The organism is Sphingomonas chungangi, from assembly GCF_013778325.1.
In the GTDB taxonomy this organism is placed as follows: domain Bacteria; phylum Pseudomonadota; class Alphaproteobacteria; order Sphingomonadales; family Sphingomonadaceae; genus Solisphingomonas; species Solisphingomonas chungangi.
Genome location: NZ_JACEIB010000027.1, coordinates 662559 through 682497, shown reverse-complemented (window position 1 = coordinate 682497; position 19939 = coordinate 662559). Strand labels below are relative to the sequence as shown.

General features: G+C 67.9%; 21 protein-coding genes. 12 read left to right on the top strand and 9 right to left on the bottom strand.

Annotation, left to right across the window (positions count from 1 at the left end):
• Window positions 1–88: 88 nt before the first annotated feature.
• The 4 genes from rpsI to HZF05_RS21135 all read right to left on the bottom strand — a co-directional run bounded on the left by rpsI (window position 89) and on the right by HZF05_RS21135 (window position 3154).
• A complete protein-coding gene (gene rpsI / locus HZF05_RS21150; protein WP_160364430.1) occupies window positions 89–622 on the bottom strand; it encodes a 30S ribosomal protein S9 in 534 nt (177 codons plus the stop codon).
• The gene (gene rplM / locus HZF05_RS21145) at window positions 622–1101 is read right to left on the bottom strand and encodes a 50S ribosomal protein L13 (protein WP_160364429.1); all 480 of its coding nucleotides are present in this window, start codon (window positions 1099–1101) and stop codon (window positions 622–624) included. The genes rpsI and rplM overlap by 1 nt, the downstream gene beginning before the upstream one ends.
• A 131-nt stretch (window positions 1102–1232) precedes the next feature.
• Window positions 1233–2081, bottom strand: coding sequence for a hypothetical protein (locus HZF05_RS21140; RefSeq protein WP_160364428.1), 849 nt, complete (start codon window positions 2079–2081; stop codon window positions 1233–1235).
• On the bottom strand, window positions 2078–3154 hold the full coding sequence (locus tag HZF05_RS21135; protein WP_160364427.1) for a COX15/CtaA family protein: 1077 nt from the start codon (window positions 3152–3154) through the stop codon (window positions 2078–2080). Before HZF05_RS21135 ends, HZF05_RS21140 begins: the two co-directional genes overlap by 4 nt.
• A 126-nt stretch (window positions 3155–3280) precedes the next feature.
• Between HZF05_RS21135 and HZF05_RS21130 the strand changes: the two genes are divergently transcribed.
• From HZF05_RS21130 to HZF05_RS21105, 6 genes are all read left to right on the top strand, one after another.
• On the top strand, window positions 3281–3688 hold the full coding sequence (locus HZF05_RS21130; protein ID WP_160364426.1) for a MerC domain-containing protein: 408 nt from the start codon (window positions 3281–3283) through the stop codon (window positions 3686–3688).
• 10 nt (window positions 3689–3698) lie between these two features.
• The gene (locus tag HZF05_RS21125; RefSeq protein WP_160364425.1) at window positions 3699–4184 is read left to right on the top strand and encodes a Fur family transcriptional regulator; all 486 of its coding nucleotides are present in this window, start codon (window positions 3699–3701) and stop codon (window positions 4182–4184) included.
• Between the two features lie 120 nt (window positions 4185–4304).
• On the top strand, window positions 4305–6230 hold the full coding sequence (gene dxs, locus HZF05_RS21120) for a 1-deoxy-D-xylulose-5-phosphate synthase (RefSeq protein ID WP_160364424.1): 1926 nt from the start codon (window positions 4305–4307) through the stop codon (window positions 6228–6230).
• A gap of 242 nt (window positions 6231–6472) precedes the next feature.
• Window positions 6473–7093, top strand: a complete 621-nt coding sequence (locus tag HZF05_RS21115; RefSeq protein WP_160364423.1) for a PadR family transcriptional regulator — start codon at window positions 6473–6475, stop codon at window positions 7091–7093.
• A gap of 153 nt (window positions 7094–7246) precedes the next feature.
• Window positions 7247–7534, top strand: coding sequence for a DUF2218 domain-containing protein (locus HZF05_RS21110; protein ID WP_160364422.1), 288 nt, complete (start codon window positions 7247–7249; stop codon window positions 7532–7534).
• A gap of 97 nt (window positions 7535–7631) precedes the next feature.
• Window positions 7632–7946, top strand: a complete 315-nt coding sequence (locus HZF05_RS21105) for a hypothetical protein (RefSeq protein WP_246332116.1) — start codon at window positions 7632–7634, stop codon at window positions 7944–7946.
• A 36-nt stretch (window positions 7947–7982) separates the two neighbouring features.
• Here the strand turns inward: HZF05_RS21105 and HZF05_RS21100 are convergent, their stop codons facing one another.
• The 3 genes from HZF05_RS21100 to HZF05_RS21090 form a co-directional block, all read right to left on the bottom strand.
• Window positions 7983–9029, bottom strand: coding sequence for a YeiH family protein (locus HZF05_RS21100; protein WP_181638949.1), 1047 nt, complete (start codon window positions 9027–9029; stop codon window positions 7983–7985).
• 2 nt (window positions 9030–9031) lie between these two features.
• Window positions 9032–10240 carry a glycosyltransferase family 4 protein gene (locus tag HZF05_RS21095; RefSeq protein WP_160364420.1) on the bottom strand — a complete coding sequence of 403 codons (1209 nt, stop codon included), beginning with the start codon at window positions 10238–10240 and terminating at the stop codon, window positions 9032–9034.
• Between the two features lie 165 nt (window positions 10241–10405).
• The gene (locus tag HZF05_RS21090) at window positions 10406–11365 is read right to left on the bottom strand and encodes an SDR family NAD(P)-dependent oxidoreductase (RefSeq protein WP_160364419.1); all 960 of its coding nucleotides are present in this window, start codon (window positions 11363–11365) and stop codon (window positions 10406–10408) included.
• 148 nt (window positions 11366–11513) lie between these two features.
• Here HZF05_RS21090 and HZF05_RS21085 point away from each other — a divergent pair, with 148 nt between their 5' ends.
• Both HZF05_RS21085 and HZF05_RS21080 read left to right on the top strand, forming a co-directional pair.
• Window positions 11514–12401, top strand: coding sequence for an AraC family transcriptional regulator (locus HZF05_RS21085; RefSeq protein ID WP_160364418.1), 888 nt, complete (start codon window positions 11514–11516; stop codon window positions 12399–12401).
• A gap of 80 nt (window positions 12402–12481) precedes the next feature.
• Entirely contained in the window at window positions 12482–13819 is a 1338-nt protein-coding gene (locus HZF05_RS21080) for a methyltransferase family protein (RefSeq protein WP_160364417.1), read from the top strand.
• A 3-nt stretch (window positions 13820–13822) separates the two neighbouring features.
• Here HZF05_RS21080 and HZF05_RS21075 read toward each other — a convergent pair whose 3' ends face one another.
• Together HZF05_RS21075 and HZF05_RS21070 are read right to left on the bottom strand one after the other, a co-directional pair.
• Window positions 13823–15196 carry a glutamate--cysteine ligase gene (locus HZF05_RS21075; protein ID WP_160364416.1) on the bottom strand — a complete coding sequence of 458 codons (1374 nt, stop codon included), beginning with the start codon at window positions 15194–15196 and terminating at the stop codon, window positions 13823–13825.
• A 79-nt stretch (window positions 15197–15275) separates the two neighbouring features.
• Window positions 15276–16007 (bottom strand): 16S rRNA (uracil(1498)-N(3))-methyltransferase, encoded by a 732-nt coding sequence (locus HZF05_RS21070; protein WP_160364415.1) that lies wholly within the window; start codon window positions 16005–16007, stop codon window positions 15276–15278.
• Between the two features lie 116 nt (window positions 16008–16123).
• Here HZF05_RS21070 and HZF05_RS21065 point away from each other — a divergent pair, with 116 nt between their 5' ends.
• Genes HZF05_RS21065 through HZF05_RS21050 form a run of 4 tightly spaced genes read left to right on the top strand, consistent with a single transcriptional unit; the run spans window position 16124 to window position 19936 of the window.
• A complete protein-coding gene (locus HZF05_RS21065) occupies window positions 16124–16795 on the top strand; it encodes a L,D-transpeptidase family protein (RefSeq protein ID WP_160364414.1) in 672 nt (223 codons plus the stop codon).
• Between the two features lie 44 nt (window positions 16796–16839).
• On the top strand, window positions 16840–17763 hold the full coding sequence (ubiA, locus tag HZF05_RS21060; RefSeq protein ID WP_160364413.1) for a 4-hydroxybenzoate octaprenyltransferase: 924 nt from the start codon (window positions 16840–16842) through the stop codon (window positions 17761–17763).
• A gap of 32 nt (window positions 17764–17795) precedes the next feature.
• Window positions 17796–19142: a TldD/PmbA family protein gene (locus HZF05_RS21055; RefSeq protein WP_160364412.1), complete on the top strand. Its 1347-nt coding sequence runs from the start codon at window positions 17796–17798 to the stop codon at window positions 19140–19142.
• A gap of 5 nt (window positions 19143–19147) precedes the next feature.
• Window positions 19148–19936 (top strand): 3'(2'),5'-bisphosphate nucleotidase CysQ, encoded by a 789-nt coding sequence (locus HZF05_RS21050; protein WP_160364411.1) that lies wholly within the window; start codon window positions 19148–19150, stop codon window positions 19934–19936.
• Window positions 19937–19939: the final 3 nt, after the last annotated feature.

Genomic DNA, 19939 nt, shown 5'->3' with positions numbered 1-19939 from the left:
AAGCAGCCTCGCAACGTGCCGCCCAAACGGAAAGGGCGGCCCCGGCATCCCGGGACCGCCCTTCCGAAAGGCTCGCTGTCCTTGAAGCTTAGCGCTTCGAGAACTGGAAGCTGCGGCGGGCCTTCGCCTTGCCGTACTTCTTGCGCTCCACCGCGCGGCTGTCCCGGGTGAGGAAACCGGCGGCCTTGACCGGCGAGCGCAGCACCGGCTCGAAGCGGGTCAGTGCCTGGGCGATGCCGTGCTTCACGGCACCGGCCTGGCCCGAGAGACCGCCGCCCTTTACGGTGGCGATCACGTCATACTGGCCCTCGCGCTCGGACACGCCGAACGGCTGGTTGATGACGAGGCGCAACGTGGGGCGCGCGAAGTAGATTTCCTGATCGCGGCCGTTGACCGTGATCTTGCCGGTGCCGGGCTTCAGCCACACGCGGGCGACGGCATCCTTGCGGCGGCCGGTGGCGTAGGCGCGGCCCTGCGCGTCGACCTGCTTCTCGCGGAGCGGGGCGGCCGAGACGGTCTCGCCGAGCGGCGCGGTGGCCGGGCCACCGGCAACGGCCGGAGCCGGAGCCTCGCCCCCGGTCAGGCCGGCGAGATCGGAAAGGGACTGGCGATTGTCGGACATCAGGCGCCCACCTTGTTCTTGCGGTTCATCGACGCGACGTCGAGGACTTCGGGGTTCTGCGCGGTGTGGTCATGCTCGGCACCGGCGAAGATGCGCAGGTTGCGCATCTGCTGGCGGCCCAGCGGACCGCGCGGGATCATGCGCTCCACGGCCTTCTCAAGCACGCGCTCCGGGAAGCGGCCCTCGAGCACCTTGCCTGCGGTGATCTCCTTCAGGCCGCCGGCATAGCCGGTGTGCTTGTAGTAGATCTTGTCCTTCAGCTTCTTGCCGGTGAAGTGGACCTTGCCGGCGTTGACGATGATGACGTTGTCGCCGCAATCCATGAACGGGGTGAAGCTCGGCTTGTGCTTGCCGCGCAGGATGTTGGCGACGATCGAGGCGAGGCGGCCGACGACCAGCCCTTCCGCGTCGATGAGAAGCCACTTCTTCTCGATGGTGGCGGGCGTCGCCACCTTCGTGGTTTTCATGAGCGCCTTCATGGCCCCAATCTCCAGTTCGTATAAACAAAGCGCGCGACCCGTCGCCGGATCGCGCCACGGCGGCCCCAATGACGATTCGGGTGCTGAAAGTCAAGCAACGGCGCGGGTTTTTAGAAGGGTATTATGATACCCTATTGCGAGACGAGCATCAGGCCGCGCTGCGAGACGGGGCGCTCGCCGCCCGGTGCGGCGGGGTCGATCCGGGCGAACTTGCTCACGGACGAGAGAAGAAGGCCGCTGCTTGCCGACAGGCTCGTCTCGCGATGCTCGTGCAGGCTTTGCACAGCGATGGCATCGGCGGGGGCGCCGGTCGTGCGCGTCTGCGCGGCGATGCGACGGGCGGCATCGGGATCGCTGGAGAGATCGGCGCTGTAGCGGATCGCGCCGTCCCGGTCGGTGTCTCGCCGCACCGTCCCGCTGCAGGCGATCGGGATGCCGAGCGGCGTGTCCATGGTTTCGGCGAGCGGTCCGGAGCCGCCCTCCGGTAACGGCGGCAGCGACAGGCCGAGCAGGGCGATGGCGGGGCCTTTCAGCATCGCTTCGCGGGCCGGTGCCGGCATGGCCCGGAAGCCCGCCAGCATCGGGCCGATACCGTTGCGCGGCGGGGAGGCGGTCGCGGCGGCCTGTTCGATCGACTGGACGACGCGCTGCCAGGTCGCATCCGCATCGATCACCTCGCCGGGCTCGCCGGCGGCGGAGAGCCGGGTGGCGACCGGGATACCGATGAAGGGTTTCATACCCGCCCGAAAAGAAGCGGCCGCGGCGTCCGGAGCCTGCGCCTCGGCCGAAAGCGCGCGCACCGTCAGGATGTAGCCGGTGCCGTCGCGCGTGAAGCGCACCTCTTCGGTAAGGGTGAAGTGCGCCGCCGATCCATCCGGCGCGATGCGATCCTCGGTCTGGCGGTAGACGAGGGGCTTGTCGATCGGCGGAGCGAAGGGCAGGGCATCGGCCGCGAGCAGGGCGGTAGCGAACAGGATCATGCCGCGCGTGTCTCGCCCAGCGCGTGGCTGCCCCATATCAGGGTGCCGAGCAGGACGGTGGCCATCGCCTGATGTGCCACCGCGATCTCGATCTGCACGCCGGTGAGCAGCGTCGCGATGCCGAGCAGGATCTGCGCGATCACCGCCGCGACGATCGCGGTCGCGGCGCGGCCGCTGCCCGCCTGCTTCGCGAAGCGCGCGACCGCTATCACCGCGACCAGCGCCACCCAGGCCCACCAGCGATGCACGAACTGCACGGCGATCGGATTGTCGACGAGGTTGCGCAGCGTGGACCATTCAGGGCGCCAGCCGCCGGCCGGGAACCAGTCGTCGCCCATCTTGGGCCAGCTCGAAAAGGCGTAGCCCGCGCGCAAACCGGCGGTGAATGCGCCCAGCATGATCTGCAAGGCGAGGATGGCGATCGCTGCCGCCGCCAGCGGCACCAGTCGCGCCGGTTTCGAGGCGGGGTCGCGGGAGAGCGCGAACAGGTCGAGCGCGGTCCAGATCAGGTAGGAATAGATCAGCAGCGCGGTCAGCAGGTGCGCGGCGAGACGGATATGGCTCACCTCGGTGCGGAACTGCAGACCCGAATAGACCATCCACCAGCCGACTACGCCCTGCAGCCCGCCCAGCAGGAAGATCGCCACCGCGCGCCGGCCGAACCCCTCGGGGATCGCGCGCCGCCACCAGAACACCGCCAGCACCGCCAGCAGCACCGCGCCGATGCCGCGGGCGATCAGGCGATGGAGATATTCCCAGAAGAAGATGTGCTGGAACCCTTCCAGCGTCATGCCCTGGTTGAAGGCCCTGTATTGCGGGATAGCCTTGTAGCCGTCGAACGCCGTTTGCCATTGCGCGTGGGTGAGCGGCGGGATGGCGCCGAGGATTGGATCCCACTCGACGATCGAGAGACCGCTCTCCGTCAGCCGGGTGATCCCGCCGACGATCACGATCGCCAGCACCATCGCCGCGACGACGAGCAGCCAGACGCCGAATGCGCGCGGGGCGGGGCGCGGCGCCGCGGGGCGGCCGGGGAGGCGGATCAGAAGCGAGGAGGCGAGGACTTCGGACATCGAAGCCGCTCTAGCGTGGTGGGATGCGCACCGCCAATGCCCAAAACACCGTCAGCCCGAACGGAATTTGCGGCTGCGCAAATGTGATATTGTATCATTGTCCGCCCGGTGCCATATGCGCCGGCGATGGCGACGCACCTCCCCGAGTCTCCGCGTGAGCGGGCCACCAGCCGCCTCGATCGGATCGCGATCGGGCTCTCCAGCCTCTGCCTTGTCCACTGCGTCGCGACCGTGTTGCTCGCCGCGACCTTCGCGACGGCGGGCGCGGCGCTTGCCAATCCGGCGTGGCACGAGATCGGTTTCTCGCTTGCCATTTTTATCGGCGCCGTCGCGCTCGGGCGGGGCTATGCCGCGCACCGCGATGCTCGGCCGCTGCTGATCGGTCTTGCCGGGCTGGCGTTGATGGCGATCGGCCTGATCCGGGCGGAAGGCCTGCCCGAAATCCTGTCGACCATGGCGGGCGTCGCCCTGCTCGCATTCGCGCATCGATTGAACGCACGAGGCCACCTTGCCGGAAGCCGCGGCCACGCCTAATTTGGCGGCTATGGCCACCGCCACCAAACATTCGCACGCGCACCATCATGGCGCCGCCCTCGCCGAGGCCGCGCAGGCCGAGCTGGAATCGCGCGGCGAACAGTGGACGCAACTCCGCGCCGCGGTCTTCGAGATCCTGAACGGCTTCGAAAAGCCCGCCTCCGCCTATGACATCACCGAGCAGCTTTCCGCCGCGCAGGGGCGCCGGATCGCGGCGAACAGCGTTTACCGCATCCTCGATCTGTTCGTGGGCTCCAACCTCGCCCAGCGGATCGAGAGCGCCAACGCCTACATCGCCAACCCGCATCCGGGCTGTCGGCACGACTGCATCTTCCTGGTGTGCGACACGTGCGGGCAGGCGACCCACGTCGACGACGACGCGGTGGCGGCCAAGGTGCGCGAGGCGGCAGAAAAGGTCGGCTTCGCGCCGGAGCGTCCGGTGATCGAGGTGCACGGTGTCTGCACCGATTGTGCCGTGAAAAGCACAGCTTCCTGACAATTCTGCCCGATTTTCGCCGGAAACCCGCGCCATAAGCCAGAGCTGTGGATTAAGGTTTGTTCACCGTTCGACAGGGCGAATGGCTTGGCGTAAGCAGCGCGGTCCAAGGAGATTTTTGTGTCCGAACGCCCCTTCACCCCCCTTTTGGATACCGTCATCGTCCCCGCCGACCTGCGCAAGCTGAAGCCGGAGCAACTCCGCCAGCTGGCCGAAGAGCTGCGCGCTGAGATGATCTCGGCCGTGGGCGTGACGGGCGGCCATCTGGGGTCGGGCCTCGGCGTGGTCGAGCTCACCACCGCACTCCATTATGTGTTCGACACGCCCGACGACAAATTGATCTGGGATGTCGGGCACCAATGCTACCCTCACAAGATCATCACCGGCCGGCGCGACCGCATTCGCACGCTGCGTCAGGGCGGGGGGCTCTCGGGTTTCACCCAGCGCGCCGAGAGCGAATATGATCCGTTCGGCGCAGCGCACAGCTCGACCTCGATCTCGGCGGCTATCGGCTTTGCCGTAGCGAACAAGCTGGCGGGCAAGCCCGGCAAGGCGATCGCCGTCATCGGCGATGGATCGATGTCCGCCGGCATGGCCTACGAGGCGATGAACAATGCCGAGCAGGCGGGCAACCGGCTGGTCGTCATCCTCAACGACAACGACATGTCGATCGCGCCGCCTGTGGGTGGCCTTTCGGCCTATCTGGCGCGGATCGTGTCGAGCCGGCCGTTCCTGTCCTTGCGCGATCTCGCCAAGAAGTTCGCCAACAAGCTGCCGCGCCCGCTCGCCGAGGCCGCGCGCAAGACCGACGAGTTCGCCCGCGGCATGACGATGGGCGGCACGCTCTTCGAGGAGCTGGGCTTCTATTATGTCGGCCCGATCGACGGCCACAATCTCGATCACCTGATCCCCGTGCTGGAGAATGTGCGGGATGCCAAGGACGGCCCGGTGCTGATCCACGTCGTCACCAAGAAGGGCCATGGCTATGCCCCGGCCGAGGCGGCGGCGGACAAGTATCACGGCGTCCAGAAGTTCGACGTGATCACCGGCGAGCAGGCCAAGGCTCCCGCCGGCCCGCCGAGCTATACCGGTGTGTTCGCCAAAGCGCTGATGGCCGAGGCCGAGCGCGATCCGACGATCGTCGCGATCACCGCGGCGATGCCGGGCGGCACCGGCCTCGACAAGTTCCAGCAGAAGTTTCCGGAGCGGACGTTCGACGTCGGTATCGCCGAGCAGCATGCCGTGACCTTCGCGGCGGGCCTCGCCGCGCAGGGGATGCGGCCGTTCGCAGCGATCTACTCGACCTTCCTGCAGCGCGCCTACGACCAGGTGGTGCACGACGTTGCGATCCAGAACCTGCCGGTGCGCTTCGCGATCGACCGCGCCGGCCTGGTGGGCGCGGACGGATCGACCCACGCCGGTTCGTTCGACGTCACCTATCTGGCGACGCTGCCGAACATGGTGGTGATGGCGGCCGCCGACGAGGCCGAGCTGGTCCACATGGTCCACACCGCTGCCGTGTACGACGACGGCCCGATCGCGCTGCGCTATCCGCGCGGCAACGGCATCGGAGTGGCGCTGCCCGAGACCCCGCAACAGCTGGAGATCGGCAAGGGCCGCATCGTCCGCGAGGGCAAGAAGGTGGCGATCCTGTCGCTCGGCACCCGGCTCGAGGAGGCGATGAAGGCCGCCGACCGGCTCGACGCGCAGGGCCTCTCCGCGACCGTCGCTGACCTGCGCTTCGCCAAGCCGCTCGATCAGGCGCTGATCCGCAAGCTCTGCGCTACCCACGAGGTGGTGGTGACGATCGAGGAGGGCGCGGTCGGCGGCGTCGGCGCGCATGTGCTGACGCTGGCGTCGGACGAGGGGCTGACCGATGCCGGCCTCAAGATCCGTACCTTGCGCCTGCCGGATATCTTCCAGGCGCAGGACAAGCCCGAGAAGCAATATGCCGAGGCCGGTCTCGATGCGGACGGTATCGTCGAGACGGTGCTGAAGGCGCTGCGCCACAATTCGGTCGGTGTGATCGGCGGCGCGCGGGCATAAAGCCCGCCGCCAACGGATTCGATCCGGCTGCCTTCAAAACCGTTCGTGCTGAGTAGCCGCTGAGCCTGTCGAAGCGGCGTATCGAAGCAATGCCACGCGCGCCAAACCCTTCGATACGGGCCTTCGACTACGCTCAGTCCCTACTCAGAGCGAACGGGAGACAGGAATGTCTAAGATATATCTTGTATAGATCGCTATCTAAGATATATCTAAGTGCGATTCAGATAGGAGATAGTCACATCATGCGTTTTGGTTTTCACCATCGCGGTGGCCGCCACGGCCACCATCAGGGCCATGAGGAATGGCATGCCATGCGCGGCGGCTTCGGTCGCGGCCGGGGCTTCGAGCATTTCATGGCCCATTTCGCGGAAGGCCGCGAAGGGCGCGGCGGCGGTCGTCGCCGGTTGTTCGACGGGGGTGAGCTCCGGCTCGTCCTGCTCCGCCTGATCGGCGACCAGCCGCGCCACGGCTACGACCTGATCCGCGCCATCGAGGAGCGCACCGCCGGCGTCTATGCGCCGAGCCCGGGCGTGGTCTATCCGACTCTCACCATGCTGGGCGACATGGGGCAGATCGAGGAGCAGGCTCCAACGGATTCTGGCTCAGGCAACCGCAAGGTCTTCGCCGCCACCGCCGAGGGCCTGAGGGTCCTCACCGAAAAGGCCGAGGAGGTCGCCGAGTTGATGGCGCGTCTCGACGGGCTGGGCGAGGCGCGCGAGCGCACCGACAGCGCCTCGATCCGCCGCGCCATGCACAACCTCAAGGCGGTCATCATCCACAAGCTGGCCGATGCCGAGATCGAGACGATCCAGGAAGCCGTCGCCCTCATCGACGAGGCGGCCGGCAAGATCGAGCGGCTCTGACAATGACGCGGCTGGAGCTTCTGCGCTGCCGCCTCGGCCTCGAAGCACGGAAATCCGCTCGGGCTGAGCCCGTCGAAGCCCTGTCCTTCTTCTCGAAAGGGAAGGGCAGCACTTCGACAAGCGCGGTGCGAACGGAAGAAGGGATATGCATCCATGAGTAATGCTGCCACCGCGATCACCCCCACGACCAATGCCAGCCGCTACCTTCAGCAGCTCGCTAAGCACTGGTCGCACAAGCTGGAGGTGGAGTTCACTCCCGTCCACGCCACGATCCGCTTCCCGAGCGGGGCGGTGGCGACGCTCGACGCAAACGAGGAGGCGCTCACCTCCACCATTGAGGCTCCCGATTCCGAGACGCTCGATCGGATGAAGACGGTCGTCGCCGAGCATCTCGACCGCTTCGCCTTCCGCGAGGCGCCGCTGCCGTTCGCCTGGAGCTGAGGCGGGCTGCGATGAACGGACGACGAACGCCGTTGCGTCATCCGCCTCGGCACCGCATCATCGCGCGGTGACCAAGCGAGGCGGAGACGACACAGGCATGAGCGCGCGTAACGAGGGCAAGTTGCCCGAGAATGTGGACCGGCTGCACGGGGACAAGCGCTCCACCGTCGTTTCGGACGAGCTCAACAAGCTGCTGACGCTGCTGCGCGATTCGCTGCCCAAGGAAGCGGCGATCAGTTTCCTGTTCGACGGCAGGCTGTCGGTCAGGATCGACGTGCGCCAGCTCGAGCAGGTGCTGGCGATCGAGATGGTGCTGCCCCAACTCGGCGGCGGCATCTTCCACGACGTACAGCGCGGCCAGGCGCCCAACCACAGCTTCATGCACCGGGTTACGGCGCGGGTGGACCGGTAGGCTTCTCATCCTCCCCATCTGCGATGGAGAGGATGTTCAGCGGATCAAAAACGCCGCCGTCGCGCACGACAGCACCAGCGCCACAACGCTCGCGATCGAGATCGTCAGCAGCGGCTTCGGCCCCGTCTCCAGCAGGCTCGCCATCGGCGAGCGGATGCCCGTGGCGGTCACCGCGCAGACCAGCATCGCGGTGGCGAGATCGGTCGCGCCCTCGCCGATCTTCGCGGGTACCATCCCGGTCGAATTGATCGCCGCCAGCACGAAGAAGCCCGCCACGTACCAGGGGAGGATCGGCTGCTTGGCGGTCTGCTCGCCCTGCTGCGGGAAGAGCCGCGCGACGATCGCCAGCGCGGGGGCTAGCAAGGCCACCCGCGTCAGTTTGACGATCGCGGCATTCTGCCCGGCCGCCGGGCTGAACGCATAGCCCGCGCCCAGCGATTGCGCGACGTCGTGGATCGCGGCGCCCAGCACGAATCCGGCCTGCTTGTCCGCGAAGCCGAGATGGTGGCAGATCGCCGGATAGGCGACCATCGCCGCAGCACTCCATGCCGCGATGCCGACCAGCACCAGCGCAAGCTGCGCCTGGCTGACCCGCTTCTCGCCCAACACCGTCGCCAGCGCGAGCGCCGCCGAGGCGCCGCAGATCGCCACGGCGCCGCCGGCCAATGCCCCGAATGCACGACCGAAGCCGAGCCGCTCCGCCGCCAGCACGCCGGCCAGCATCGTCGCCGCCGTGATCACGATCACCGCGACGAGCGCCACCGGTCCAAGCCCCACCACCTGCGCCAGCGTCACCCGCGCCCCGACCAGTACGATGCCGATCCGCAGCAGCGTCCGCGACGCGAAGGCGAGGCCCGGTCCCAGCCGCTTGTCGCCGTTGAGGAAGTTCAGCGCGAGGCCCACCAGCAGGGCCATCAGCGTCAGCGGCGCACCGTAATGCTCGGCGAGATAGGCGGAGGCGAAGGATGCCAGTACGGCCACCACCAACCCCGGCGGATAATCCCGCCAGCGCTCCTCCTTCGGCGGCTGGATATCGCCGTAGAGATCGGCGGCGACCGGAAGAGGGCGGGGCGGGGCGTCCAAGCTCAGGGCCGCCGGCTGCCGGGCCACGGCACGCGCTGAAGGCCGGGCGTGCCCATGCTGCCGCGCTCGCGCTGGCGGCCGATGCGCAGATATTGGTCGACCAAGGCCTGGTTCACCTTGTCCCATTCATAGGCGCGGCTGGCGACGCGGCCGGCATGGCCCGCCGCCCGACGCTTGGCATCGTCCTGTACGTAATGCGCCAAGGCGTCGGCAAAGAAATGGATCGCGCCGGGGCGCACCAGCTCGCCGGTGATGCCGGGTTCGACGAGGCTCTGGCTGCCGGTGGCGTCTGCCGCGATCACGGGGATGCCCGCCGCCATCGCCTCCAATGTCACGTTGCCGAATGTCTCCGTGACGGAAGGGTTGAACAGCAGGTCCATCGAGGCGGCCGCCCGGCCGAGATCGCGGCCGCCCTGGAAACCGGCGAAGACGGCGTTCTCGGGCAGGCGTTTCTCGAACCAGTCGCGCGCCGGGCCGTCGCCGACGATCAGCAGGCGGTGCTTCACGCCGCGTCGGATCAGTTGGTCCACGGTGTCGGCGAAGACGTCGAGGCCTTTTTCCATCACGAGGCGGCCGATATAGCCGACCGCGACCTCGTCGTCGGCGATGCCGAGCGAGCGGCGCCATTCCGTATCGCGCCGCTCGGGCGAGAAGATGTCGCGCTCGACACCGCGCGACCAGATGCCGACATCGAAGTTCATGCGCTGATCGCGCAGCAGCTGCGCCATCGATTCGGACGGCGCGAAGATCGCGTCGCAGCGACGGTAGAAGCGGCGCAAACCCGCCTCGACCAGCCCCTCCATGAAGGCGAAACCGTAATAGCGAGGATAGGTTTCGAACCTCGTATGGACGGAGGCGACCACCGGCAGCTTGTTCTTGTGCGCGTGGCGCACGGCCGCGTGGCCCAGCACCTCCGGCGAGGCGACGTGCATGATGTTGGGATCGAAGCGGTGGAGATCCTTCTTCACGCCGGGCGTGAGCAGGATCGGCGCGCGATATTCGGCACGTCCGGGCAGGGGGATCGCCGGCACGCCGACCAGATCGCCGACGTGATCGAAGGCGGGTCTGCTCACCTTGGGGGAGTAGATGCGCACCGCGGCGCCCTGGCGCAGCAGATATTCCACCAGCCGGTTGAGCGCTTGGTTCGCGCCGTCGCGCACGTAATTGTAGTTGCCGGAAAACAGGGCAACGCGCAGGTCCGTCACGTCCATCGGCGGCTCATAGGCCGGGGCGAGCGCGAGGTGAAGAGCGTAACGAACCTGTGCCTGCTCCCGGCCTCCATTCGCGCTGAGCGATGTCGAAGTGCAGCCAACGGCCGCGCATGGCCTTCGATTTCGCTCAGGCCGAACGGATGTCAGGATCGGGTGGGAAGAGGATCAGAACGTCTCGCCGACCATCTCTTCGCTTTTCGCCCAGAGCGCCGTTGCGTTGTCGGGATCGAGCGCATAGGCCTGCACGCCGCCGCGGATGCCCGGATCGCGTGAGATGTCAGCGACGTGGCAATCCTCGCAATAGCGACCGCCCGCCTCATCCGTGCCGGCGACGAAGCCAGCCCAGACCGAAGTGGCCGCGCCCTGCGGGATGGTCTTCCATGCGAAGCTCTGGCCCTCGGGCTGCGATGCGTTGAGCCGATCGACCAGCGCCTGCAACTCGCCCTCGCTCATGTGGCGGCCGAGCTCGGTCTGGATACCGCCCGGATGGACGGCGGTGGCGCGCACGCCGCGATGCTTGTGGCGGCGATCGAACTCCACCGCGAACAGGATGTTGGCGGTCTTGGAGCGGCCATAGGCGCCGAACGGCGTGTATTCGGTCGTCTCGAAATTCGGATCGAGCAGGTCGACGTCCGAATAGCGATGCCCGGCCGAGGACAGGTTCACCAGCCGACCGCCGTCCTTGATCAGGCCGACGACGCGGTTGACCAGCACGAAATGGCCGAGATGATTGGTGCCGAACTGCATCTCGAAGCCATCGGCGGTTTCGCGCTTCTCGGGCACCGCCATCACGCCCGCATTGGCGATCACGACGTCGAACTTTTCGCCCTTGGCATCGAGCGCATCGGCGCAGGCGCGGACGCTGGCGAGCGAACCTAGGTCGCATTCGACGAATTCGAGCTTGCCCGGTCCGTCGATCTCGGCGGTGGCGCGGCGCGCCTTGTCGAGATCGCGCGCGGCGCCGACGACATGCGCGCCGTGGGCGACCAGCACGCGCGCCGTCTCGACGCCGAGCCCGGCCGAGACGCCGGTGACGAGCACGCGCTTGTCCGAAAGATCGATGCTGTCGAGGACCTCGTCGGTGGTCGAGGTCGCGCCGAAGCGGGTGAGGGTGATGGTATCCATGATCCGGTGATCCTCCTTCTGGATGAGCGGGAGATAGGAGGACGGCGATGCCGGTGAGCGCCCGATGCTGCCCGATCCTTGCCCGATCCTCTCAATGACGGGAAGGGAGTGCTTGCCATCGCGGCGCGGCGATCCGATCTTGCCACTCATGGATATGATGCTCGAGGAGATGCGCGCGCTGGTCGCGCGCCATGCCGGCGCGCCGGTCTCGCCACGGTTGCGCCTGACGGTGTCGCAGTCGACCGCGCCGACGCCGCCGACGCACGGCCTCTATCAGCCGATGCTCTGCTTCGTCCTGCAGGGCGGGAAGCGCGTGATCATCGGCGATCGGATGATCGACTACCGCGCCGGCCACTTCCTCGTCGCCTCGGTCGATCTCCCGGTGATCGGCCAAGTGACGGAGGCGAGCACTGAAAAGCCTTATATGGTGGTAGGCCTCAAGCTCGATCCAGCAGCGATCGCCGCCTTGCTGATCGACCTGCCGCATGCCGGCGAAGGGCCCGGCGAGGCGGGGATCAGCATCAGCGCGATGACCGCCGATCTGCTCGATCCGCTGCTGCGCATGATGCGGCTGCTCGATACACCGGGCGACGTGCCGGTGATGGCCCCGATGCTGGAGCGCGAGATCCTGTACCGGGTGCTGCAGGGGCCGCAGGGAGCGATCCTGCGCCAGATCGCGCGGAGCGACAGCCGCCTCTCGCAGGTCCGTCGCGCGATCGAGTGGATCCGGCAGAACTATGCCGAGCCCCTGCGGGTGGAGCAACTCGCCGGGCTGGCGGGAATGAGCGCTTCCTCCTTCCACCGCCATTTCAAGGCGGTGACGGCGATGAGCCCGCTTGCCTACCACAAGCAGATCCGCTTGCAGGAAGCCCGCCGCCGCCTGATCGCCGCGCCCGCCGAAGCGGCACGTGTCGCCTATGCGGTGGGCTATGAGAGCGCCTCCCAGTTCAGCCGCGAATATGCCCGGATGTTCGGAAGACCGCCGATGCGCGATGCCGCGAGGCTGCGGGCGGGTCAGGCGCTGGAGGATGCGTGACTGTCTTTCTTCCGCGATCTTCACCGCTTGCTTACGGCTGATCGGTTAGGCAGCCTGTCCTGAACAGGGACACCGATGCCATGGACGACAGCAACGCCACTTCCCAAACTCCGCGCTCGGCGGTGTCGGCGGCGGTCGGTTTCGTGGGGCTGGCCGGCCTCGGCCTGTTCTATATCGCCGTCCGTATCTGGCATTTCGATGCGCCCTGGGTGCCGCTTGCCGGGTTGCTCGCCTGCGCGGCGCCGATGGTGCTGTGGTCGGTGCTGGTCGATCGCGTCCACCGCAACCCCACCACCGGCATCGACTGGACAGCCGAGCCGCGCAGCTGGCGCGATGCGTTCGACACCGGCCTCGTCAAGCTTGCCGGCCTGTGGGCGACCTGGGGGCTTATCGCCTGCTTCTACGCGCTTGGCCGCTGGTATTGGAGCGACGGCAGCTATCTCTACGCGATGCAGGTGCTGTCGACCGCCCTGATCCCGCTGGTCGCGCTTTCCATCCCCTACGTGGTCTGGCTCGATCGTCGCCTGATCGACCGGCAGGACGGCGCCTGGGTGTTCGGCCACTGGCTGATGACGCTGGGCAGCGGCTTTGATCCGGCGCTGAAACCAAAGCTCGCCGAGCATTGGCGAAGCTGGGCGATCAAGGGCTTCTTCACCGCGTTCATGTTTTCGGCGCTGCCAGGCAACTGGAGCTCGGCCATCCACGCCTACCCGCGGCAGATGTGGGATGATCCCATGAAGCTCGCCGAGGCGACCGCCGCGCTAATGTTCCTCGTGGACGTCAGCATCGGCACGGTGGGCTATATCCTGACGCTGAAGCCGCTGGATTCGCATATCCGATCGGGCAATCCGTTCATGCAGGGCTGGGTGGCGGCGCTGATCTGCTACCCGCCCTTCATGCTGATGAACAACGGCGGCCCGCTCGATTACAGCCCGGGGCAGCTCGGCTGGGAGCGCGCCTTCTCGGATCACCCGATGCTCCAGCCATTGTGGGCCTTCGCGCTGATGGGGCTGACCGGCTGCTACGCCTGGGCGACGGTGGCGTTCGGCATCCGCTTCTCCAACCTCACCTATCGCGGCCTGCTGACCAACGGGCCGTACCGCTTCACCAAGCACCCGGCCTATCTGTCCAAGAACCTGTTCTGGTGGATGTCGACGCTGCCGATCCTGACCACCACCGGCTGGTGGGGCGATGGCGCGCGCAACACGGTGATCCTGGCGCTGATCAGCGCAGTCTATTTCTGGCGCGCCAAGACCGAGGAGCGCCACATGTTGCGCGAAGACCCGGCATATCAGGCCTATGCCGACTGGATGGCCGAGCATGGCGCGATCACGAAGTGGTTCGTCCGGGCGCAGCGGCTGTGGAGGGCGCCGCCTAGCGCTGTGCCGCTGGCAACGCCGGCGGAGCAGCGTCGATAGCCATCAGTACGCCATCTCGTCATAGACACGCGTGATGTCGCCGCCCCACGAGCCATTGTAACGGTCGAGCAGGTCCTGTGCGGGCACCCTGCCGCTCGCCACGATCTCGTGGAGCGGGGTGAGGAAGCCGGTCTCGTCGTCGCCGGACGCGTTGAAACGCTGGCGGGCAGCGAGGCCCTCGTGGGCGATCTCCAGCACCTGCTTGCCGAGATCGAGGAAGGAGCGACCGCGCGGGCCTTTCGTATCCAGCGCGAGGCGAGGCACCTGCTCGCGGATGCGGTGATGGTCCTCGACCGTCCAGTGCTTCACCAGATCCCAGGCCGCATCGAGCGCCTGGTCGTCGTAGAGCAGACCTACCCAGAAAGCCGGGAGCGCGCAGATCTTGTTCCACGGGCCGCCGTCCGCGCCGCGCATCTCGAGGAAGGATTTCAGCCGCACTTCGGGGAAGGCGGTGGAGAGATGGTCGTTCCAGTCGGCCTTGGTCGGCTTCTCGCCGGGCAGGACGGACAGTTCACCCTTCAGGAAATCGCGGAAGGAGAGGCCGGCCGCATCGACGTAGCCGCCCTCGCGGAAGGCGAAATACATCGGCACGTCGAGCATGTAGTCGGCATAGCGCTCGTAGCCGAAGCCGTCCTCGAACACGAAGGGCAGCATGCCGGTGCGTTTCGGATCGGTGTCGGTCCAGATGTGCGAGCGGTAGGAGAGGTAGCCGTTGGGCTTGCTCTCGGTGAAGGGCGAATTGGCGAACAAGGCGGTGGCGAGCGGCTGGAGCGCGAGGCTCACGCGGAACTTCTTCACCATGTCCGCCTCGCTGGAATAGTCGAGGTTGGTCTGGATGGTGCAGGTCCGCAGCATCATGTCGAGGCCCAGCGAGCCGACGCGCGGCATGTGGTCCAGCATGATCTTGTAGCGGCCCTTGGGCATGATCGGCAGTTCGGCGCGGGTCTTGTCCGGCCAGAAGCCGAGACCCAGGAAGCCGATGCCGAGCTTGTCGCCGATCTCCTTGCACTGGGCGAGGTGGCGGCCGGTCTCGGCGCAGGTCTCGTGCAGATTGTCGAGCGGGGCGCCGCTGAGTTCGAACTGGCCGGCGGGCTCGAGGCTGATGCCGCCGTCCCGGCCGGTGAGGCCGATGACGTTCTCACCCTCGATGATCGGCGTCCAGCCGAACTTGGTGAGGCCGATCATCAACGCGTGGATGCCGCCCGGCTCCTCGTAGGAGGGCGCGCGCTTGCTGTCCTTCCAGAACACGAACTTCTCGTGCTCGGTGCCGATGCGCCACTGATCCTTCGGCTTCTCGCCCTTCTGGAAGACGGCGAGCAGATCGTCGCGCGATTCGATGATCGGATCGGCGGCGGTGGAGGCGGTGCGGGTCGACATCGCCGCGCCCTAGCCGTTACCGATCGGTATGGAAAGGGGTCTCATTGCCCCCTCGCCGGGAGGGAGAGGGACCATCTCGCTACCAATCCCCCGCCGCACTCATCCACACGGCCGCCGCCGCCAGCGCCGCCGTCTCGGCGCGCAGGATGCGGGGGCCGAGCGAGATGCCCCGCGCCTGTGGGTGTGCGCGGATCGCGTCGCGCTCTTGCGGGTCGAATCCTCCCTCCGGCCCGATCAGGATCGCGGCGGGGCCGGGCTGAGGGGTGAAGCGCTCGCCGCCGGTCTCGTCCGCGAAATACAGCGTGCGATCGGCGGGCCAGTCCCTGAGCAATCGCTCCAGTTTCACCGGCTCGTCGAGCGCGGGAAGCGCCGTGCGGCCGCATTGCTCGGCCGCCTCGATCATGTGCGTGCGCAGGCGATCGAGGTTGAGCTTGTCCACGACCGATCGGCGCGTCAGCACCGGCACGAAACGGTCGACGCCCAGCTCGCAGGCTTTCTCGGCCATCCAGTCGATACGCTGGCGCTTGATCGGGGCGACGACCATCCAGAAATCGGGCACGGGCTCGCGCGGGGCGAGATGCGTCACCATCTGCAGCCGGGCATCGCGCTTTCCGGAGGACGACAACTCGGCCGCCCACTCGCCACTCTTGTCGTCGAAGCAGCGCACCGCGTCGCCGGCCCTGAGCCGCATCACGTTGATCAGGTAGTTGGCCTGCGCGGAATCGAGCGTCACCTGGGCGCCCTCGGAGAGCGGCTGGTCGATGAACAGGCGCGGCGCGCTTTCGGGCGGCCAAGTGGGGGTGGCGGGCATGATCCTCCATGAGCGTCGTTTCGGGCCAGCCTAGCGCCGATCGTCGCGTCCCGCGATGAGGCGATGCGCGCGACAGCATGCTTTCCGTTAATCCTGTCGTGGCATAGACCGGAACCATGCAGAAGCAGCGCCTCCTTTCCTTCGTCATGCGCCACAAGGTCTGGCTCACGGCGGCGATCGGCATCGCGGCGCTGGCGCCGGCCGTCGTGCGCATCGCGGACACCGTCGGCGGCCAGGCGGATGCGCGGCCGGCGCCGCACCAGCCCGTGGCGAAGCCTGCGAAGGTGGCTGCTGTCGTGCGACCCGCCAAAGCCGATGACGCCAGCTACGCCGTGAAGCGCGTGCTCGACGTGCCCGAGCCGATGAAGATCGGCGACTATGTGTGGAACGAGGACGGCGCACCCAAGACGGGCCGGATCATCATCACCGTCGATCTGGCGGCGGGCGTGATGTCGGTGTTCCGTGATGGCTACGAGATCGGCGCGGCGGCGATCATGTACGGTGCGGACGATCACCCGACCCCGCTCGGCGTGTTCGCGATCTCGCAGAAGGACGCGCATCACGTATCCAACCTCTACGACGCGCCGATGCCCTACATGATGCGGCTGACCAACGACGGCATCACCATCCACGGATCGAAGATGCGCTGGAACGGCGCGACCCACGGCTGCGTCGGCGTGCCGGAGGATTTTGCCCACAAGGTGTTCGATCAGGTGAAGCTGGGCGACCGCGTGATTGTCACCAAGGGCGAGATGCTGGGCGTCGGCGAGGCGATCAAGGCGGCCTGAACCGCGCCATGGCATCCCGCCGCCGATCGGGCTAGGGCGGGGCGATGACCGCGATCCCCTCCGACACGGCGGTGCCCGATACCGAACGGCGCGGGCTGCTGCGGCTGCTCCCCGCCGGTGTGCGGCCCTACGCGCTGCTCGCGCGTTTCGATCGGCCGATCGGGGCGTGGCTGCTGTTCTGGCCGGGCGCCTGGGCAATCTTGCTGGCGGGGCCGTCGGCAGCCGAGGCGGTGCGGCTGATCGTGCTGTTCGGCATCGGCGCGATCGCGATGCGCGGCGCGGGATGTGTCTATAACGACATCGTCGATCGCGATCTCGATGCCCGCGTCGCGCGCACCCGCGACCGGCCGTTGGCGAATGGGCGGGTGACGCTGAAATCGGCCTGGGCCTTCCTGATCGCGCTCTGCCTGATCGGGCTGGCGGTGCTGGTCGGGCTCGACTGGCCGGCGCGCTGGATCGCGGTGGCGAGCCTCGCCCCCGTCGCCTGCTATCCCTTCATGAAGCGGATCACCTGGTGGCCGCAGGCATGGCTGGGCATCGTCTTCTCCTGGGCGGCGCTGGTGGGCTGGGCGGCCGCCGCCGGCGTGGTTCCGGCGGCTGGGCTGTTGCTCTATGCCGGATCTATCCTCTGGGTGATCGGCTACGACACGATCTACGCGCTGCAGGACATCGAGGACGACGTGCTGGCCGGCGTGAAGTCCTCCGCGCGCGCCATGGGTCGGCATGTGAAGCCCGGTGTAGCGGCCTGCTATGTCGGGGCACTGCTGTTGTGGGGTGGGGCCTACTGGCTGCGGCGCCCCGATCCTCTTGCCCTGCTGGCGCTGCTGCCGATGGCGCTGCACCTGATCTGGCAGGCGGCAACGATGGATACTACCGACCCGGCGGGCGCGCTCCACCGCTTCCGATCGAACCGAACGGCGGGCCTGCTGATGGCGATGGCGGCGCTGGCGGTGGGAAGCGCGGGCTAGACGGGGGTCGGCCGGCTTCCTAAGTGCGATCCATGTTGACCGTCGCCGAAGCCCAGACCCGCGTCTCCGATCTCGTCGCCCAGGCGAAGAAGGCGGGCGCCGATGCCGCCGACGGCCTGTACGTCTGCAACGAATCGACCGCCGTGTCGGTGCGGCTCGGCGCACTCGAGGATGTCGAGCGGTCGGAGGGCGAGACGATCGGGCTCAGGCTCTTCGTCGGCCGCCGATCGGCAAGTGTCTCGTCGTCGGACCTTTCGGCCGAGGCTCTGGCGACGTTGGTCGACCGCGCCGTCGCGATGGCGAAGGAGGCGCCCGAGGATGCCTATGCCGGTCTCGCGCCCGAGGATCGCCTGCTGCGCGGGGACGCGCCTTCGGTCGATGGCGACGACGCCACGGGCGTCCCGCCCGAGGAGCTGCGCGCCCGCGCCCTGATCGCGGAGGAGGCTGCACGCGCCGTTTCCGGCGTCACCAACAGCGAGGGCGCGTCCGCTAGCCACGGGCGGACGATCATCGCGCTCGCCACCAGCCACGGCTTCACCGGCGGCTATGCGACCAGCGGCCACGGCTGTTCGGCGAGCGTGATCGCGGGCGAGGGCGGCGCGATGCAGCGCGATTACGCGCACCGATCCGCCCGCCACCTCGCCGATCTCGAAGGGGCCGAGGCGATCGGCCGCCGCGCCGGCGAGCGGACCGTGGCGCGGCTCAACCCGGCCAAGCTCCCGTCGGGCGCGATGCCGATCCTGTTCGATCCGCGCGTCGGCGCCAGCCTGCTTGGCCATCTGGCGGGCGCCATCACCGGCTCGTCGATCGCGCGCAAGACGAGCTTCCTGCTCGATGCATTGGAGACGGAGGTGTTCGCCAGGGGCATCACCATCGTCGACGATCCGCTGCGCGCGCGGGGCCTCGGCTCCAAGCCATTCGACGGCGAGGGCCTGCCCACCGCGCGGCGCGCTCTGATCGCGGACGGCGTGCTGACCGGCTGGCTGCTCGACAGCGCCTCGGCGCGCCAGCTCGGCCTCCAGCCGACCGGCAACGCGCAGCGCGGCGTCGGGGGGCCGCCGGGTGCGGGAACGACCAACCTCTACATGGAAGCGGGATCGCTCTCGCCCGCGGAGCTGATGAAAGACGTGAAGCGTGGCCTCTACGTCACGGAGCTGATCGGGCAGGGCGTGAACCCCGTCACAGGCGACTATTCGCGCGGCGCCGCCGGCTTCATGATCGAGGACGGGGAGATAGGCGCCGCCGTAGCCGAGATCACCATCGCCGGAAATCTGAAGGACATGTTCCGGGCTGTCGTCCCCGCCGACGACCTGAAGTTCGAGCGCGCCACCGACGTGCCGACCATCCGCATCGACGGGATGACCGTAGCCGGTGCCTGATCCCAATGACTGACTGGCGCCTCGACGCCGTTGCCGCCATGGCCGCCGAAGCCGGCGCACTGGCGCTCGGCAGGGCGAAGGATGGCTTCAGGCGCTGGGAGAAAGCTGGCGGCGAGCCGGTCTGCGAGATCGATCTTGCGGTGGACACGTTCCTGAAGGCGCGACTCGCGAAGATCGACCCCGAGGCCGGCTGGCTTTCCGAGGAAACGGCGGATGACAAGGCGCGGCTCGCCAAACAGCGCGTATGGGTGGTCGATCCGATCGACGGCACGCGCGACTATCTGCGCGGGCGGCCCGGCTGGGCGGTATCGGTGGCGCTGGTCGAGGATGGGCACCCCGTGCTCGGCGTGCTGGAGGCGCCCGCAAGGGGCGAGCGCTGGACCGCCATTGCGGGCGAAGGCGCATGGCGCAATGGCGAGCCGATCCATGTGACGCCGCGTGACGCGATCGTCGGCGCGCGCGTCCCCGCCGATCAGCTGCCACGTCGGGACAGCGATCTGGTGTCGGTTCCCAAGCCCAATTCGATCGCGCTACGCATCGCGATGGTCGCCGCCGGAGAGGCCGATCTGGTCGCGACCATGCGCTGGGGCCACGAGTGGGACATCGCTGCCGCCGTGCTGATCGCGTCGGAAGCCGGGGCGACGATCACCGATGCGCTCGGCGTGCCGCTGGCGTTCAACACGGCCAGCGCCGAGGCCTTCGGCGTGCTGGTGACGCCGCCCGGCATCCACGCGGCCGCCGTCGAGCGGCTTGCGGCCTATGCCGCCATAGCGGAGCGCGTCGGCGCGCGCTGAGCG